The sequence below is a fragment of the Lentzea sp. NPDC037011 genome, from assembly GCF_055607425.1.
Map to the genome: position 1 here is coordinate 36,809 of NZ_JBVJRT010000012.1, position 17,432 is coordinate 54,240.

Consider the following 17,432-nt stretch of genomic DNA (forward strand, 5'->3'; position numbering starts at 1 on the left):
GCGCTCAGGAACCGGCCTGGTGCAGCGAGGGCGGCTTGCCCTCCAGCGCCCGCACGACGGCGTCCAGCACGGCCTGGCCGACGTGCCGGGCGGCGTCGTGCGCGAAGCGGCCGAGCAGGACCTGCTGGGTGGGGTGCGCGCTCAGCACGGCGTCGGGCACCGGTGCGGACGTGTGCACCTCCACGACCGGCGCGTGCTCGGCCAACAGCGGTGCGACGGCGGTGAGCACGGCGGTCCGGTAGCTCGCGTGCACCCACGCCACCAGCAGGTTCACCGGGCGGCCGGCCAGCTCGTACCCGACCTCGGAGGCCAGCTCCGCCGGTTTGGCCCAGTCCGCCTTCACCCAGGTCGGCCGGTGCCCGCGCGACACCGACGCCCGCGCGGCGCGGCCGGGACCGTCGTCGGCGGCCAGCGGCCGGGTGCGGCACGGCAGCACCACCTGCCACCCGCGTGCCACCAGCCGTCCCGCGCAGCCGGCCAGCATCCCGCTGCCGCCGAGCACCAGTGCCGTCCTCACCGCGCACGCTCCTCACCGACGGCGGCCAGCGGCCCGGTCAGCCACCGCTCCACCTGCCCCTGCCCGCTCAACCGCACCACGACGACCTGGCCCACCAGCGCCCGCACCCTGGCCCGGTTGCGCCCGTAGGACTTCCAGCCCCACCGCAGGATGTGCTCGGGGTCCGTGAACACCGACCACAGCGACGACTCCTGGTTACCGTTCCACAACTCCACCCGCCCCGCCCGCCGCCGGACCGTCCGGCGCACGAGCCGGGTCATCACCGTCGCGAACGGGTGGTCGAGCCAGACGACCGTGTCGGCGCGCGCGGCCAGCTCGCGGCGCACCTCCTTGTACTGGTACTCCGTCACCCACCGGTCCTGGTGCGCGAACTCGGCGACCTCACCGGCGAACTCCGGCCGCGGTGTCCACTGTGGACCCCAGTACAGCCGGTCGAGCTCGACGTAGCGGACACCGCGCAGTGCGGCGATGCGCCGGCACAGCGTCGACTTGCCGGAGCCGGCGTTCCCGGCGACCAGGATGCGCCGGGGCACGTGCGGCAGCGGGTCTGCTGGTCCGAGCAACGGCATCGGGTCAGGCTAACGGGAACCCCGTGATCACAACACGGTCAGCGGCGCTGGGGCCGCGGCACCGCGAACTGCAGCTGCATCCACGAGATGCGCCAGACGAGGAAGCACGCGAGTCCCGCTGCGACCACGGCCGCCACCGTGGACAGCGTCGAGAACACCAGGTACGCCCCGGTGTCGAGCAGCAGTGTCTCCAGCAGGTCGGTCAGCACCATCGCGAGGAACGCGCACTGCCACGGCTTGATCAACGGACTGGTGGTGCGCTCGGCGAACGGCTTGCTGCGCTGCGACGGGTCGCTGGCCCGCCACACGTCGGTGATCGTCCGGACCCCGCGCAGCGCGATGGCCTCGGCGTTGTGGGTGGCGTTGCGGAACCACAGCACGAACGCGACGGCGGCGGGCAGGTAGAGCACCTGCGCCAGGAAGCTCCACGTCGACGAGCCGCCGGACCAGTCGTTCACCGCGCCCCACACCGACTCTGCGGCGACGAGGGCGATCAGGCCCTGGCTCGCGAAACCGGTGAGCCGGACGTCCCTGAGGTCGATGTAGGTGTCCACGGGCTACCTTCCGAAACCGCAACCGAGTTCCGCGAACGTAGCGATCTTCTCGGCGGCGCGCACCACCTCCCGGTCGATTCCGTCGAGCACGATCCGGTCACCGTCGCGGCGGGCGGGCAGCAGGGCGTGCGCGAGCGGTTGGCCAGGCACCCGTCCTCGCCTTGGCGCCCGGCCCGTGCGTTCGGGTGCCCTCCAGGACCTGCTGACCCGCGAACGCGAAAGGGGCCACGGCGGTTCGCCGTGACCCCTTCTCCGCTGCGGCGGCTCAGCCGACCGTGCGGTCGCCGAGCAGCGCCCACTGGCTCCAGCCCGCCTTCTCCTTGTAGAAGCGGCGGATCGGCTTGCCGTCGTCGGTGCGGGCGAAGACCTCGATGGTCTTGGTCTGCGCGTGGTACATCGCGGTCGGCGCCCCGGAGACCTTGGTCGTGCCGAGCTTGGTCCACGTGGTCCAGCCGCTGTCGGTGGCACGCGAGTGCTCGACCTGGCCCTCCGCGCCGAGCTGCAGCACGTCGATCGAGCCTGTCGTCGTGTTGTAGACCGCCGACGGGGCACCGACGCCCTTGCCGCCGAGGGTCTTCCACACGCCCGCCGCGTACTGCTCGACGCTGCCGGCTGCGCTGCGGACGAAGACCTGGTCGACGGCGACGCTCGGGTCGCTGACGATCTGCACGTCGCCCTGGTCCTGCCACTTCTCGCCGTCGAACTTCACGAGCTTGCCGTCGTCGCTGCGGGCGTAGACGTCCTTGTCGAGCACGGCGGGGTCGCCGGCGACCTTGCGGTCACCCAGCGCGTCCCAGCGGCCGGCCGCGAACCGCAGCAGCGCGCCGTCCACGCCGCGGGCGAGCACCTCGACGGCCTTGTCCTTGTCGTTCCAGCGCAGCACGGGGTTGCCGGCCACGGCCGTGTCGCCGAGCGCGAGCCACTTGCCGTCGGCGCGGTGGTAGACCCGGCCGTCGGTGCCGCGCGCGTACAGCTCGACGATCTTCGTCGCCGGGTTGAGCAGCGCGACCGGGTCGCCGGCGAAGAGCTCGGGGCCCAGCTGCTGCCAGCCGGCCCAGCGGCTCGTCTTGTGGAAGTTCGTGATGATCGTGCCGTCCGCGGCGCGCGCGTAGACCTCGAGCGACTGCGCGGCGGTGTTGGAGATCTGCGGGCCGCTGCTCACGGCCGGCGCGTCGGTGACCGGGGTGTCGCCGGTGACCGCGCCGGCGCCGCCGGACTCGACCAGGCCGTTGTAGCGCAACGGCACGTACCGGCTCGCGGTCGCGGCGCTCCACACCCGCTGCACGGGACGGGACCCGTCCGGGCCTGCCTGCTCGCGCACGATCGGCCGGGTCTTGGCGGCGTCCGCCCAGCCGATGAACAGCGCCACGTGGTTGAGGCGGTCGTTCAACGCGTCGCCGGGGCGCAGGTCCTCCCAGTCGATGCGGTGCGCGACCTGTTCGAGGATGTGGGTGGTGTAGGAGATGCGCAGGCCCCACGCCATCGACACGTAGCCGGAGCAGTCGGTGCGGTAGGCGCCGTACTTGTTGCCGAAGCAGTCGCTCTGGCTGTAGGGCACCCGCGCGCTGATCCACGTCCGCGACCGCGCGAGGACCTCGCTGCGCGTGATCTTCGAGTTCGCCGCGTACGTCCCGCAGTTCGCGCCACCCTCGGCGGCCGCGACCGCGACGTCGGGCATGGCCAGCGACGAGCCGAACGTGATGGCCGCCGCGGCGACCGCCAACATCCCCAGCGATCTCATGCCGGTCACCGTAGCAAGTCGGTGTGAAGTTTTGGTCCGGTCGAACGGCCCGAGTTCGGCCGGCCGGTCAACCGTGAACGGCCGGTCGGCGGTCAGTCGAGGAGGCCGCGGTACCGCCGCGGCACGTACAGCTCCTCCGCGCTGTCGTACGGGTACCGGACCACCCGCAGCCGCGTGCGGTGCCCGCCCGCCTGTTCGTACGCCCAGTACCGGTCTCGTTCCTCCGCCCACGCCGCGAAGATCACGACGTGCCGGGTCAGGTTGGTGCCGTCGGTGCGCAGGACGATGTCGCCCGCGCGCAGCTCCGTGCGCTCGACCGCCGCGCTGACACCGGCGAGACCGGGGGTGTCGAGGCCGCCGTGGCGGTCGTCCGGCTTGCCGGGCAGGCCCCAGGCCATCGACACGAACCCGGAGCAGTCGGCGCGGTAGATGCCGTGCTCGTTCGCGTGGTACTTCGCCTGCCCGTACGGGACCGAGTCGCGCAGCCACGTGCACGCGCGTTCCACGATCTCGGCGCGGCCGATCCTGCGTCCGGCGGTGCGTGCAGTCGTCACGGGGCCATGGTCGAGCACCGACCTCTAAATGCCCTGCAAACTCGCTATAAGGTCCGCGTCGGTGACCTCGGCGGTGGCCCAGGCGAGCGGGTAGCTCAGCCGGATCGTGTCGATCTCCTCGCTCAGTTGCACACCGGGCAGCACCTTGCGGACCAGCGCGAGCATCGCGTGGTTGCCGGGCAGCACGTCGCCGTGCAGCTCCGCGAACCCCAGCCGGGCGGCCACCTCGGTCAGCGCCTCCAGCAACCGCCGGCCGGCGCCGCGGCGCTGCCAGCGGTCGACGACGGCGACGGCGATCTCCGCGCCGCGCTCGCCGGTGCGGATGACGCGGGCGATGCCGATCGGGTCATCGCCGACGCGGGCGCACACGGCGGCGTGCCGGGTGCCGTCGACGTCCACCAGCACCCGGCGCGCGGCGGCGGTGAGGCGCGGTGTCGGCGAGTGGAAGCGCTGGAAGCGGCTTCGTGCCGACAGACCGGCGAACACGGCGTCCACCGCCGCCGGTGCCGTGGCCCGGTCGAGCTCGGTGACGCGCATGAGACCCCCTGAGTTCGGAATCCGAACTGTAGCTGAGTTCGAAAAACGAACTCAAGGGATATCCTGGGGGCATGTCGTACGCGAGCTTCGCCAGCCTGCCGTGCACGCTGGGCCGCCCGGCCGCACTGCTGGGCGAGCGCTGGACGTTGTTGCTGCTCCGCCAGATCTTCCTGGGCACCCGGCGGTTCGAGGACTTCCAGACGACGATGGAGATCTCCCGCAGCGTGCTGACCGACCGGCTGAGCATGTTGCTCGACGAGGGCGTGCTCAAGCGCGTGCCGTACCAGGCCGATGGGCGCACACGGCACGAGTACCGCCTCACGGAGAAGGGCAAGGACCTCTACCCGGTGCTGATGGCGCTGCGGACGTGGGGCGAGAAGTGGATGCTGACCGAGCAGGAGGACGAGTCGTTCACGCTGGAGCACCGCGACTGCGGCGGTGGCGTGCGGGCGAAGGTCGAGTGCGCGGACTGCGGGGCCGAGCTGACCGCGCGGGACGTGCACGTGACGGCGCGCGGGTGACCTCGCCCGGCGGGTGGCACCGGGCGAGGCCGTGGTTCACGCGGGCAGGTGCGCCGCCCGCCACTCGACGGCGCTGAGCCCCGCCAGCTCCCCCGCCTCCCGTGCGCGCAGCACGCTGAAGAGCGCCTTGGCCTCGGCCCAGACCTCCTCGTCCCCGGTCGCGGCGGCGAGGTCGCGCATCGTGCGGGCCCGCCAGATCGGCAGCCCCAGCGCGGTCCACCGGTCGAGCGCGTCCCGCAACAGGCCGGCGGCCTCGTCGTCGCTGCCCCGCGCCAGCGCGGCCTCGCCGAGCGTCCTCGTCACGAGCGCCACGCCGAACCGGTCGTGCTGACGGGTGCAGACCTCCAGGCACCCGGCCAGCAGGTCCTCGACGTCGGTGACACCGGCGGCCTCACCCGCCCGCAGCGCCGCCTTGGCGAGCGACTGGACCGCGTACGTGGCACCGAGCTCGTCCCCGGCGGCGCGCAGGACGCGCTCCGCGTCCCGGCTGAGCTCCACCGCCCGCACGTACGTCCCCTCCGCGCGGTGGCACAGGCTCAGCCCGCGCAACGCCAGCGCCTCACCGCGCTGGTCGCCGAGCCGCCGGTAGAGCTCGACGCACCGCTCGAACGCCGCGACCGCCTCGGTGAGGTCGCCGTGGTCGCGGTGGATCGCACCGACGCCGTAGCTCGCGGCGGCGACGACCCCCTCGTCCCCCAGCGCGATCGCCTGGCCGAGCAGCTCGCGGGCCGGTTCGAACTCCGCGAGGTCGCGCAGGACCGTGCCCATGCCCACGCACGCGACGGCGAGCGTCGCGGTCTCGCCGATGTCCCGCGCGATCTCCGCGGCCTGCTCGAAGTTCCGCAACGCCTCGACGAAGTCGTCCTGCTCGTAGCGCAGCTGCCCGAGCCCGGCCAGCAGCACCGCCTCCGCACGCCGGTTGCCGCGGTCGCGGGCGGCCCGCAGCGCGACCTCGTGGGTGCGCTGCCAGTTGCCGAACTCGTTGCGGGCAGCGAAGGGCGACGACAGCAGCGACGCGATGACGGTCGTGGTCAGCTCGTCGACACCGAGGTCGTGCGCGCGTTCCACGACCCGCACCACCGCACCGGTCTCCGCGTGCAGCCAGCCGGTCGGGTCCTCCTCGACGTCCTCGGCCAGCCGCGGGTCCACCTCGACCGGCGGGGCGAGCGGAGGGCGCAGGCCGAGCGTCACGCGCGGCAAGGCCCGCACCGCGGTCTCCACGAGCGCGAGCCACGTCGCGAGCGTGCGCGCGACGGCCGCCGCGACCTCCTCCGCCGGTTCCGCCGCCGCCTGCTCGGCGCCGAAGAGCTGCACCAGGTCGTGGAACCGGTAGCGCACCCGGCCGAGCTGGTCGACGCCCGCGACGTCCACCAGCCGCAGGTCCACCAGGTGCTCGACGACGTCCTCGGCGTCGTAGGGCGGGATGTCCAGCAACGGCGCCGCGACCCACGCGCCGAAGTCCGGCAGGTCGAGCAGCGACAGCAGGTGGAAGGCCCTGCGGTGCCGGGCGTCCAGCTCGGCGTAGTTGAGCCGCAGCGACGAGCGGATCGCCAGGTCGCCCGTCTCCAGCTCGTCGAGCCGGCGCCGTTCGTCGGACAGCCGCCTGGCCAGCGTCCGCAGCGGCCAGTGCGGCCGGGCGAGCAGCTTCGCGCCCGCCGCCCGCAGCGCCAGCGGAACCCCGCCGCACAGCCTCGTGATCTGCTGCGCGGCCTCGGGTTCACCGCCGACGCGCTCGGTGCCGACGATGCGGCTCAGCATCTCCGCGGAAACCTCCTCGCCGAGGAACCCCAGCTCGATCGGTTCCGCACCCTCCAGGCCGGTGAGCCGGCTGCGGCTGGTGATGATCACGAAGCAGTTGGCGTTGCCCGGCAGCAGCGGCCTCACCTGCGCCTCGCTCCTGGCGTTGTCGAGCACGACCACCAGCCTGCGGTCCGCGACCGTGCGCCGGTACAGCTCGACGCGTTCGTCCGGTGCCGCCGGCTGGTCGTTGCCGGGGATGCCGAGCAGGCCGAGGAACCGCCCGAGCACCTCCTGCGGTTCGAGGTCGCGCCCGGCCCCGCGCAGGTCGGCGAACAGCTGACCGTCGGGGTAGGTGCGGCGCAACAGGTGCGCGGCGTGCACGGCCAGCGCCGACTTGCCGGCCCCGCCGAACCCGGAGACCACGACCGTCGGCGTCGCGGTGCTGTCCGCCGGCGCCTCGCACAGCGCCATGACCTGCTTGAGCGCCTCCTCGCGGCCGGTGAAGTCGCTGATGTCCGGCGGCAGGTGGTGCGGGACCACCTGCGGCCGGACCACGACCGGTGCCGGCACCGCCCTGGCGGGCGACTCCTCGATCGTGCCGTTCAGGATCGCGGTCTGCAGGTCCCTGAGCTTCTCGCCCGGCTCGATCCCCAGCTCGTCCAGCAGGTACTCGCGGGCTTCCCGGTACACCGCGAGCGCATCCGCTGTGCGCCCCGCACGGTGATATGCCCGCATGAGCAGCTCACGTGTCTCCTCGCGCGCCGGGTGCGCGTTGGCCAACGCGGTGAGCCTGCTGATCGCGTCCTGCTCCCGGCCCTGGTGCAGCTCACACCTGCCGAGGCCTTCCTCGGCGCTGAGCCGCTGCTCGCCGAGTGCGAGCGCGTGCCCCCGTGCGAACTGCGCCTCGACCCCGTGCAACGCCGGTCCGCGCCACAGCGCCAGCGCCTGCCGGTAGTGCGCGACGGCGGTGCTCAGGTCCCCTGCCCGCTCCGCCTGCCGCGCCGTGGCGACGTGCCCGGCGAACATCTCGGCATCGCTGTCGACGTCGAGCACGTACCCCGGTGCGCGCGTGATCAGCGCTTTGTCGAGCGCCCTGCGCAACGACGACACGTAGGTGTGCACCAGCGCGACCGCGGTCTGCGGCGGCTGGTCGTCCCAGATGAGGTCGATCAGCCGTTCCACCGGCACGACCTGCCTCGGTTGCAACAACAACGCGGCGAGCAGGGTTCTCGGCTTCGGTCCGCCGAGGTTCACCTGTCTGTCGCCGACCCACACTTCGACTGGCCCCAGTACGAGCGCTTTCACGCCCACACCCCCATCCCCCAGTAGATGAGCACGCGTGTGCGTCTACGAGGATGCACTACTCGGCGTTCGGGGCAACGCGTTTCGGCGTTCCGGGCCACGACCGGTGCTACCGCAGCGACTCCAGGTGCCGGTGCAGCAACGCCACCGCCAGTTCCGGTGTCATCCGATCGGGGTGCAGCACCCCGCCCACGGTGAGCCCGTCCACCAGTGCCGCCAGCCGCTCGACCTCCACCCGCACGTCGAGGTCCGCGGCGGCGGTGCCCTCCGCGACCATCCGCCGCACGACCTCCCCGCAGAGGAACCGCAGCCCGTCGTACAGCCGTTCGGCGTGCGGGAGCAGGGCCGGCCTGGTGCGCGCCGCCGTCGCGAAGGCCAGCCACAGGACGGCTTCGTCGCGGCGGCGGTCGTCCAGCGGCAGCACCTCCGACAGCACGAGCACACCCGGCCTGCCCTCGGCCTCGCCCAGCCGCTCGACGTGGGCCAGCACGCGGGCGCCGATCGAGTCCACCAGCGCCTCGACCGCGAAGACGATCATCGCGTCGTGGCTGTCGAAGTAGTGGCGGACCGAGCCGATGGCGAGGCCCGCCTCCAGGGCGACGGTGCGCAGCGAGGCGCCCTCGACGCCGTCGCGCACGACGACGCGGAACACGGCCTCGGCGACGTGCTTGCGGCGGGCGGCGGGATCGACGACTCGGGGAGACACGGCCACTTTGTAGCATGACCCTGCTAGTTTAAGTAGCAGGGTCATGCTACTTAGGGGGAAGCCATGACATATCTGCTGATAGCAGCGGGTGTCCTGTACGTGCTCGTGCGCAGGTTCCTGGGTGAACCGCTCAACGCCAGGGACCTCCTCGCGCCACCCGTGTTCCTGCTGTTCTTCGGGATCAGGGCGACGACGGACTTCCACGCGAGCTACCTGCTGCCGCTCGCGGCGGGGTTCGCGTTCGGCGTGCTCCGGGGCGTCACGACCAAGCTCTACGAACGCGACGGGCACCTGTGGCAGCGGTACACGCCGTGGACGTTGCTCGTGTGGGTGGCGTCGATCGGCGTGAGCACCGGGCTGGGGTTCCTGATCGGCGGGCACGCGCCCACGCAGCTGTCGATCGGCGTGAGCATGCTCGGCGAGCTGTGCGCGATCGGCGCGAAAGCGCTCAGCACCGGTGTTCCGTTCGCGCGGGAGGAGACACGGAGCCCGCTCGCGAGGTTCCATGACAGGCGTGGACCGTCGTGACTTCCTCGTCGGGGCCGGACTGCTCGCCGTCGCACCGGCCGCAGCGGCGGCCGCGCGGGAACTGGACTGGGGCGCCGTGCGGCGCGAGTTCCGGCTGGACCCCGATCTGGTGAACTTCGGCCAGTTCTACCTGGCGTCGAACCCGCGCGAGGTGCGTGACGCGGTCGAGTCGTTCAAGCGGAAGCTCGACGCGAGGACGAGATCACGACCAGGCTCCACGGCGCGATCACCCCGCGGACCCGTGCCGTCGGCATCACCTGGGTGCAGTCCAGCACGGGCCTGCGCATGCCCGTGCGCACGTGCGCCGAAGTGGTCGCCGAGGCGAACAGGGGACGCGCGCAGGAGGACCGCTGCCTGCTGGTCGTCGACGGTGTGCACGGGCTGGCCGCCGTGGACGAGGACCCCGCGCGGACCGGCGCGGACGTGTTCGTCGCGGGCACGCACAAGTGGTTGTCCGGGCCGCGCGGCACCGGCATGACGTGGGTGAACCCGCAGGTGAGCGACCAGGTGGTGCCACTGCTGCCGAGCCTGGGCGGCCGCGGCGGCACAGCCCTGCTGGGACCGGGCGGGTTCCACGCGTTCGAGCACTTCTACGCAGTGAAGGCCGCGGTCGAGTTCCACCGGCGGCTCGGCCGGGACCGCGTGGCCGCCCGGATCACCGAGCTGGCCACGCGGTTCAAGGAAGGACTTGCCGAGCTGCCCGGCGTCACCGTGCACACGCCCCGCGACCAGGACCTGTCCGCGGGGCTCGTGTGCTTCGACGTCACCGGGCAGACCGGTGACCAGCTCGTCGCCCGACTTGAGCGGAAACGGATCCAGATCACCACCGCGCCCTACCGGCGGCCCCATGCGCGGATCGGCGCCGCCATCACGAACACACCGGAGGAGGTGGACCGGACGCTCGCGGAGATCCGGTCGCTCACCCGCTGGTGGCCGCGACGACCTCGATCTCCAGGAGCCACTCCTCCTCGTAGATGTCGCAGGCGATCACCGTGACCGCCGGCTCGTGGTCACCGAGGACCTCTTGGCGCACGCGGGAGTTGGCGCCGCGGTACTTGCGGTCGGACAGGAACGTCGTCGCCTTGACGATGTTCGTGCGGTCCATGCCGGCCGCTTCGAGCGCGGCGAACACGTTCGCCCACGCCTGGCGGCACTGGTCGTCGAAGTTGTCGGGCACGTTGCCGTCGGCGTCGACCGGGATCTGACCGCTCACGAACAGCAGCTTGCTGCCGCCGGGCACGCTGGCCGCCTGGACGTAACCGGGACTGGGGATCGCCGTGTTGATCGGCGTGAAGGATGCGGTACGCACGCACCGCATCCTCCCGCATGGCCACGATCAGGTGAGCCGGCCGCCCATCTTCTTGAACACCTCGGCCGCCGGACGTGCTTCTTCGCCGTCGACCTGGACCTCCAGCAGGATGATCCCCTCGGTGCCCGTCACGACCGCGACACCGCCGTCCGCCTGCCGCACGACCCGGCCGGGCGTGCCGCAGAAGCCCATCGACGGCGGCGCGGCCCTCTTCACCGCGACCTTGCGGCCGTCGAGCATCGTCCAGGCGTTCACGTACGGGTCGGACTGGCCGCGGACCAGGTCGTAGATCTCCCTGGTGCTCCTCGTCCAGTCGATCCTGGTGTCGTCCTCGGTGATCCGGTGCCAGAACGTGCGCTTCGACGCGTCCTGCGCGGTGCCCCGGTCGCCCGCGGCCAGCTTCTCCAGCGCCTCCAGCGTCGCCGGCACGTACTGCGCGGTCACCTGCTCGTAGACCTCCGTGGCCGTGTCGTGGTCGCCGATCGGCACGACCCGCTGCACCACGACGGGCCCCGTGTCGAGCTCGGGTTCCATCAGGTGCACCGTCACGCCGGTCTCGCTCTCGTGCTCCCGCACCGCCCAGTTGACGGCACCGAACCCGGAGAACTTCGGCAGCAGCGCGTCGTGCACGTTCAACGCGCCCAGTCGTGAGGTGGTCAGCAGCTCGCCGGGCAGCCGGGTGCGCCAGTTCGTGGACACGATCGCGTCCGCTCCCAGCTCCCGCAGCTGCGCCGGGAGCTCGGGCTCGCGCCCGTTCGACGAGATCACGGACCGCAGCCCGTGCTGCTCGACCAGGTCGGCCACGTGGGGCTCACCGAGCCCGGTGAACTCGGTGCGGTGGGTCAGCACCAGCACGACGTCGTGGTGTTCGACGAGCGCGCTGAGCACCACCGCGCCGAGTTCGCCGTAGCCGAAGAAGACGATCCTCATGAAACTCCCTCAGGCGCTGGGTCGGCCGCCGCGGCGACCGACGCGAAGCGCAGCGCGTTCATCCGGATGAAGCCCTCCGGGTGGTGCCGCTCGTAGGCGGCCGCGCCCACGCCCGCCTCGAACGACACGCGCTTGCGGCTGTGCCGGGAGAACGGCGAGGTGCGCCGCAGCACGCTCACGTTCCCCTTGTACAGCGCCACCTCGACGTCGCCGGACATGTTCTGCTGGCTGTGGTCGATCGCCGCCTGCAGCATCTCCCGCTCGGGGGCGAACCACAGACCGCGGTAGACGAGCCTGGCGTAGCGCGGCATCAGCTCCTCCTTGAGCAGCGCCACCTCGCCGTCGAGCGTCAACGCCTCCAGCGCGCGCCGCGCGGTCAGCACGACCGTACCGCCGGGGGTCTCGTACACGCCACGCGTCTTGATGCCGATGATCCGGTTCTCGACCATGTCGACCCGGCCGACCGCGTGCTTCGTCGCGAGCTCGTTGAGCTTGCCGAACGTGTCGGTCGCGCTCAGCGGAACGCCGTCGACCGCGACCGGGTCGCCGCCCTCGAACGTGATCGTGACGCGCTCCGGCTCGTCCGGTGCCTCCGCGAGGTCGCGCACCCGGAAGAACACGCCGTGCGGGGGCAGTGCGCCGGGGTCCTCCAGCACCTCGCCCTCGTAGGTGGTGTTCATCAGGTTCTGGTCGACCGAGTACGGCCGCTCGGCCGCACCGGTGCTGTCGATCTGGATGCCGTGGTCGGCGGCGTACTTGAGCAGCTGCGAGCGGGTGTTGAGGTCCCACTCCCGCCACGGCGAGATGATCTTGATGTCCGGGTTGAGCGTCTGGTACGCGAGCTCGAACCGCACCTGGTCGTTGCCCTTGCCGGTCGCGCCGTGCGCCACGGCGTCCGCGCCGACGGTCTTCGCGATCTCGATCTGCTTGGCCGCGATCAACGGCCGCCCGATCGCCGAGCCGAGCAGGTAACCGTCCTCGTAGACGGCGTTGGCCCGCAGCATCGGGAAGACGTAGTCCCGTGCGAACTCCTCGCGCAGGTCCTCGACGAACACCTCCGCCGCACCGATGGCGTACGCCTTGTCCCTCGCCCTGTCCAGCTCCTCACCCTGTCCGAGGTCCGCGATGAACGCGACCACCTCGCACTCGTAGGTCTCCTTCAACCACGCCAGGATGACCGAGGTGTCCAAACCGCCGGAATAGGCAAGAACCACTTTGTTGACCACGACGCTCCTCATACTTTATTTCAGACGCGGAAAAGGTCTTCCATGGTTTCGTGCGAGATTTCCTTGCTCAGATCCCGCTCGGCCGCGTAAGCCATGTTGATGATCGTGCGCGTGGCGCCTTCCTCGACCGGGTGCACGCGGTGCAACGTGGTGTCGGTGCGCAGCAGGTAGATGTCGCCGGGCCGCAGCTCGTACGAATAGATGGGGTTGTTCACCAGCTGCTTGAAGACCTGCGGGTTCTTCTTGTCCCAGGACGTACCGGGCACCGTCTGCACGAACCCGCCGAACTCGACGTCCGGGCAGTCCACCACGTAGATGACCCCGAAGCTGTAGTCGTCCCAGTGCCACCCATGCGTGTCACCGGGGCGCTCGAGGTGGGTGATGACGTAGTGCTCCGGCTCGTACGGACACTCCAGAACCTGCTCACCTGCGACGTTGCTCAGCGCCCTGATGAAGGCGGGGCTGCTGTAGAGGTCGACGGTCGCACCCGCGTGGGCCCGGATGTCGGCCGCCGTGACGTTGCGCATGTACCGCGGGCTGTTGCTGGTCTCGGCGAGGTGCAGGTCCCTGCGGATCGACTGCTCGGCGAGCAGGTCGTTCACCTCTGCGGCCACCATGGCTTTCACGTCGGCCGGCAACAGGTAGGACACGAGCGCGAAGCCCGTTTCGTAGAACGACTTGCGCGAGGCCCACAGCTGCTCGTTGTCCACCTCGCGGTGAACGTGCTCCTCGATGGACGAATCCAGTGAAGTGACGATGGACAATTCCGTCTCCCCGGTCGGTCGTTTGCAGCCGAAAAAATCCCCCACTGAAATCGGCTCCTAATGTGACGCCCCGACAGCCTGCTGGTTTTGTTCAGCCGGTGTCAACGGCGGTTAACCGGGGTGGTTCGATGCCGGAATGGGCGGGATCAACGTCCGTTATGGCTGCAGCGCGGGCGGCGACGCCGTTCCGGGCGGCGGGACCTCGGCGCTCTCGGCCACGACACGCGGTGGTTCCCGTGTCACCTCGTGGGCCGTGCACCCTCCGGCCGCCGCTAGGGCGACCAACCCGGCGGTGGCGAACGGCGCAACGCCGATCCACCCGCGGGGCCGGTCCTCCTCGCGCACCGGGGCTACCCACGTCGGCGGCGGTTCAACCACATCGGGTTCGAGTTGTCCGGCCTCGTGCGGCCCCGGCACGAACAGGACGCCGGTGCGCCAGGGCCACCCTGCCCGGTGGCTGACCGGCCGGCGGGCGCGGGTGGTGGCATCACGGCCGATGACCGCGGTCTACGCGCGCGGTGCCGATGTCAAGGCCGACTCGGTACGCCATGAGCGGGCCGGACGTGCGCGGACACACCATTGGAGCGTTCCCACCGACTGGCGTGGGAGCGGGGCCACAGCCGAACTCTTCCCCTCAACTCGTTGACGAGCAACAAATTGAGGGGAAGAGTTCAGGTTCTACGGCAAGTTTTCCAGTGCGGCGGAACGGATCGGTCGCGCTAGTGCGCCGCGTCGTCCCACGAACGGCCGACGCCCACCGAGACCTCCAGCGGCACCTGGAGCTGGTAAGCGTTGCCCATCTGGTCGCGGACCAGGGCCTCGACCGCCTCGCGCTCGCCGTCGGCGATCTCCAGCACCAGTTCGTCGTGGACCTGGAGCAGCATGCGGGAACGCAGGCCGGAGGACTCCAGGGCGCGGAAGACACCGAGCATCGCGACCTTGATGATGTCCGCGGCGCTGCCCTGGATCGGGGCGTTCAGCGCCATGCGCTCGGCCATCTCGCGGCGCTGGCGGTTGTCCGAGTTGAGGTCGGGCAGGTAGCGGCGGCGGCCCAGCACGGTCTCGGTGTAGCCGTCCTTGCGGGCCTTCTCCACGATCTCGTTGAGGTAGTCGCGCACGCCGCCGAAGCGGGAGAAGTACGCCTCCATCTGCTCGCGGGCCTCTTCGGTGGGAATGCGCAGCTGCTGCGACAGGCCGAAGACGGACAGGCCGTAGGCGAGGCCGTACGACATGGCCTTGATGCGGCGGCGCATCTCGCCGGTCACCTCGGAGGTGGGGATCGAGAACGCCTGCGAGGCAACGTAGGTGTGCAGGTCCTCGCCGGAGTTGAAGGCCGCGATCAGGCCCTCGTCGCCGGACAGCGTCGCCATGATCCGCATCTCGATCTGGCTGTAGTCGGCGGTCATCAGCTCGGCGTAGCCCTCGCCGACGACGAACGCCTGCCGGATGCGGCGGCCCTCGTCGGTGCGGATCGGGATGTTCTGCAGGTTCGGGTCCGTCGAGGACAGCCGGCCGGTCGCCGCGATCGTCTGGTGGAACGTCGTGTGGATGCGGCCGTCGTCGGCCACCGACTTCAGCAGGCCGTCCACAGTGGACTTGAGTCGGGTGACGTCGCGGTGCGACAGCAGGTGCTGCAGGAACGGGTGCTCGGTCTGCTCGAACAGGTTCTGCAGCGCGTCGGCGTCCGTGGTGTAGCCGGTCTTGGTCTTCTTCGTCTTCGGCATGTTCAGCTCGTCGAAGAGGACCGCCTGCAGCTGCTTGGGGCTGCCGAGGTTGATCTCCTTGCCGATCACCGAGTACGCGTCCTGCGCCGCCTGCTTCACGCCAGCCGCGAAGTGCGCCTCCAGCTCGGACAGGTGGTCGACGTCGATCGCGATGCCGACGGCCTCGACCTCGTCCAGCACGTTCATCAGCGGCAGCTCGAGGTTCGCCAGCAGGTCGGCGCCGCCGATCGTCACCAGCTCGGCGTCGAGGCGGTCGGCGAGCTCGGCCACGGCGCGGGCGCGCAGGATCGCGCCGGTGGCGACCTTGGCGGCCTCCTCCGACTCGTCCGACAGCAGCGACAGCTGGCCGTCACCGGACTCCTCGGCCCGCAGCTCGCGCTTGAGGTAGCGCAGCGCCAGGTCGTCGAGGGCGAACGAGCGCTGGCCGGGACGCACCAGGTACGCCGCGAGCGCCGTGTCCGAGGTCAGGCCGCGCAGCTTCCAGCCGCGGGCGCGGACCCGGCGCAGCGGCAGCTTCAGGTCGTGGCCCGCCTTGGTGACGCCCTCGTCCGCCAGCCACGCGGCGAGCGCCTGCTCGTCGGCCTCGTCGAGGCCTTCGACGGCGACGTAGCCGCCCTCACCGGAGGCGGTGCACAGGGCGACGCCCTCGACGTCCTGGCCCGCGATCCGCAGCGCCACGCCGACGCGGGCGCCACGGGCGTGCTCGTCGAGCCATGTGGCCAGCGTGCCGGCCGGGATCGCGCCGCCGGAGACCTCGAAGCCCTCCTCGGCCTCGGGCTCCGCGGTCGACAGGGTCTGGAACAGCCGGTCGCGCAGGACGCGGAACTCCAGCTCGTCGAACAGCCGGTGCACCGCGTCGCGGTCCCACTGCCTCACCGCCAGACCGTCGATCTGGTACGGCAGTTCCAGGTCGCGCACCAGCTCGGTGAGCTGACGGTTCATGATGATGTTGCTCAGGTTGCCGCGCAGCGCCTCGCCGACCTTGCCCGGCACCTCGTCCACGCGGTCGACCAGCCCGTCGAGCCCGCCGAACTGGTTGAGCAGCTTGATGATCGTCTTGGGGCCCACGCCGGGCGTGTTCGGCAGGTTGTCCGACGAGTCGCCGCGCACCGCCGCGTAGTCGGCGTACTGCTCGGGCTTCACGCCGTGCTTCTCCTCGACGTAGGCGGGGGTGAACCGGCCCATCTCGGACACGCCCTTGACCGGGTACAGCACCGTCACCTTGTCGTTGACGAGCTGGAACGCGTCCCGGTCGCCGGTGACGATCTCCACCTCGAAGCCCTGCTCCACCGCCTGCGTGGTCAGCGTGGCGATGACGTCGTCGGCCTCGAAGCCCTCCTTCTCCATCTTGCAGATCTGGAGCGCGTCGAGGACCTCGCCGATCAGCGAGACCTGGCTGCGGAACTCGTCCGGCGTCTTGGAGCGACCGGCCTTGTACTCGGGGTACTGCTCGGAGCGGAACGTCTTGCGGGAGACGTCGAACGCCACCGCCACGTGCGTGGGCTGCTCGTCGCGCAGGATGTTGATGAGCATGGACGTGAACCCGTACACGGCGTTCGTGACCTGCCCGGTGGCCGTCCGGAAGTTCTCGGCGGGCAGGGCGTAGAACGCTCGATAGGCCATCGAGTGACCGTCGATGAGCAGGAGCCGCTTCACGTCTGAGGGAGTCACGAGCCCGAGTCTAGGGTGGTGGTCTGACAGTTTCGCTTGAGCCCTGGAGCGCACGTGATCGGCGACCTGCCCACCGAGTACGCAGACGAGCAGTTGCACACCCGCATGGGCATAGAAATCACCCGATGGGATGTCCAGGAGATGGTCGGCACCATGCCGGTCAAGGGCAACCGCCAGCCGTTCGGGCTGTTGCACGGCGGCGCGAACGCGGTGCTCGCCGAGCTGCTGGGCTCGGTCGCGGCCACCATGCACGCGGCGTCGTTCGGCTCCATCGCCCTCGGGCTGGAGCTGTCCTGCACGCACCACCGCGCGGCGCGCGAGGGGATCGTGACGGGCGTGTGCCGCCCGCTCCACCTGGGACGGTCCACGGCGACGTTCGAGATCGCCATCTCCGACGAGGAGGGCAAGCGGACCTGCACCGCGCGCCTCACGTGCATCATCCGCCCCAAGGCACCGGGGGCCTGAGCACCGGGGCAGGTCCCACCCGGTGTCCACAGTGGATGCGGCGCTGGCCTGGAGCCACCTGCGCTTTCGACTCG

18 protein-coding genes are annotated in these 17,432 nt (G+C 71.0%); 4 read left to right on the top strand and 14 right to left on the bottom strand.

The window, feature by feature from the left end:
* Window positions 1-4: 4 nt before the first annotated feature.
* The 7 genes from ACZ7CH_RS32135 to ACZ7CH_RS32165 form a co-directional block, all read right to left on the bottom strand.
* Window positions 5-517: a hypothetical protein gene (locus ACZ7CH_RS32135; protein ID WP_360397679.1), complete on the bottom strand. Its 513-nt coding sequence runs from the start codon at window positions 515-517 to the stop codon at window positions 5-7.
* Window positions 514-1,086: a P-loop NTPase family protein gene (locus ACZ7CH_RS32140; RefSeq protein ID WP_470375667.1), complete on the bottom strand. Its 573-nt coding sequence runs from the start codon at window positions 1,084-1,086 to the stop codon at window positions 514-516. Before ACZ7CH_RS32140 ends, ACZ7CH_RS32135 begins: the two co-directional genes overlap by 4 nt.
* Before the next feature lie 38 nt (window positions 1,087-1,124).
* Window positions 1,125-1,640, bottom strand: a complete 516-nt coding sequence (locus tag ACZ7CH_RS32145) for a hypothetical protein (protein ID WP_360390029.1) — start codon at window positions 1,638-1,640, stop codon at window positions 1,125-1,127.
* 3 nt (window positions 1,641-1,643) lie between these two features.
* A complete protein-coding gene (locus ACZ7CH_RS32150) occupies window positions 1,644-1,790 on the bottom strand; it encodes a hypothetical protein (protein WP_470375668.1) in 147 nt (48 codons plus the stop codon).
* Between the two features lie 115 nt (window positions 1,791-1,905).
* Window positions 1,906-3,381: a DUF8189 domain-containing protein gene (locus ACZ7CH_RS32155; protein WP_470375669.1), complete on the bottom strand. Its 1,476-nt coding sequence runs from the start codon at window positions 3,379-3,381 to the stop codon at window positions 1,906-1,908.
* 92 nt (window positions 3,382-3,473) lie between these two features.
* On the bottom strand, window positions 3,474-3,935 hold the full coding sequence (locus ACZ7CH_RS32160; protein ID WP_470375670.1) for an NlpC/P60 family protein: 462 nt from the start codon (window positions 3,933-3,935) through the stop codon (window positions 3,474-3,476).
* A 24-nt stretch (window positions 3,936-3,959) separates the two neighbouring features.
* Window positions 3,960-4,472, bottom strand: coding sequence for a GNAT family N-acetyltransferase (locus tag ACZ7CH_RS32165; protein WP_470375671.1), 513 nt, complete (start codon window positions 4,470-4,472; stop codon window positions 3,960-3,962).
* A gap of 71 nt (window positions 4,473-4,543) precedes the next feature.
* On the opposite strand from ACZ7CH_RS32165, the gene ACZ7CH_RS32170 reads away from it, so the two are divergent.
* Window positions 4,544-4,993: a winged helix-turn-helix transcriptional regulator gene (locus ACZ7CH_RS32170; protein WP_360390039.1), complete on the top strand. Its 450-nt coding sequence runs from the start codon at window positions 4,544-4,546 to the stop codon at window positions 4,991-4,993.
* Between the two features lie 36 nt (window positions 4,994-5,029).
* On the opposite strand, the gene ACZ7CH_RS32175 is transcribed toward ACZ7CH_RS32170, so the two are convergent.
* Entirely contained in the window at window positions 5,030-8,038 is a 3,009-nt protein-coding gene (locus tag ACZ7CH_RS32175) for an AfsR/SARP family transcriptional regulator (protein WP_470375672.1), read from the bottom strand.
* 106 nt (window positions 8,039-8,144) lie between these two features.
* Entirely contained in the window at window positions 8,145-8,741 is a 597-nt protein-coding gene (locus ACZ7CH_RS32180; RefSeq protein ID WP_470370628.1) for a TetR/AcrR family transcriptional regulator, read from the bottom strand.
* 63 nt (window positions 8,742-8,804) lie between these two features.
* On the opposite strand from ACZ7CH_RS32180, the gene ACZ7CH_RS32185 reads away from it, so the two are divergent.
* Window positions 8,805-9,269: a DUF1453 domain-containing protein gene (locus tag ACZ7CH_RS32185; protein WP_470375673.1), complete on the top strand. Its 465-nt coding sequence runs from the start codon at window positions 8,805-8,807 to the stop codon at window positions 9,267-9,269.
* Between the two features lie 201 nt (window positions 9,270-9,470).
* Window positions 9,471-10,265: an aminotransferase class V-fold PLP-dependent enzyme gene (locus ACZ7CH_RS32190; RefSeq protein ID WP_470375742.1), complete on the top strand. Its 795-nt coding sequence runs from the start codon at window positions 9,471-9,473 to the stop codon at window positions 10,263-10,265.
* On the opposite strand, the gene ACZ7CH_RS32195 is transcribed toward ACZ7CH_RS32190, so the two are convergent.
* The 5 genes from ACZ7CH_RS32195 to polA all read right to left on the bottom strand — a co-directional run bounded on the left by ACZ7CH_RS32195 (window position 10,189) and on the right by polA (window position 16,845).
* Window positions 10,189-10,578: a RidA family protein gene (locus ACZ7CH_RS32195; RefSeq protein ID WP_360390054.1), complete on the bottom strand. Its 390-nt coding sequence runs from the start codon at window positions 10,576-10,578 to the stop codon at window positions 10,189-10,191. The two genes, ACZ7CH_RS32190 and ACZ7CH_RS32195, sit on opposite strands and share 77 nt — an antisense overlap.
* A 27-nt stretch (window positions 10,579-10,605) precedes the next feature.
* The gene (locus ACZ7CH_RS32200; protein WP_470375674.1) at window positions 10,606-11,508 is read right to left on the bottom strand and encodes a methionyl-tRNA formyltransferase; all 903 of its coding nucleotides are present in this window, start codon (window positions 11,506-11,508) and stop codon (window positions 10,606-10,608) included.
* Entirely contained in the window at window positions 11,505-12,734 is a 1,230-nt protein-coding gene (locus ACZ7CH_RS32205; RefSeq protein ID WP_470375675.1) for an argininosuccinate synthase, read from the bottom strand. Before ACZ7CH_RS32205 ends, ACZ7CH_RS32200 begins: the two co-directional genes overlap by 4 nt.
* 20 nt (window positions 12,735-12,754) lie before the next feature.
* The gene (locus ACZ7CH_RS32210) at window positions 12,755-13,498 is read right to left on the bottom strand and encodes a HalD/BesD family halogenase (protein ID WP_360390064.1); all 744 of its coding nucleotides are present in this window, start codon (window positions 13,496-13,498) and stop codon (window positions 12,755-12,757) included.
* 719 nt (window positions 13,499-14,217) lie between these two features.
* Complete coding sequence (gene polA / locus ACZ7CH_RS32215) at window positions 14,218-16,845, bottom strand: DNA polymerase I (protein ID WP_458434340.1); 2,628 nt, start codon at window positions 16,843-16,845, stop codon at window positions 14,218-14,220.
* A 153-nt stretch (window positions 16,846-16,998) separates the two neighbouring features.
* On the opposite strand from polA, the gene ACZ7CH_RS32220 reads away from it, so the two are divergent.
* Window positions 16,999-17,358, top strand: a complete 360-nt coding sequence (locus ACZ7CH_RS32220; protein ID WP_360391443.1) for a hotdog fold thioesterase — start codon at window positions 16,999-17,001, stop codon at window positions 17,356-17,358.
* Window positions 17,359-17,432 lie beyond the last annotated feature (74 nt).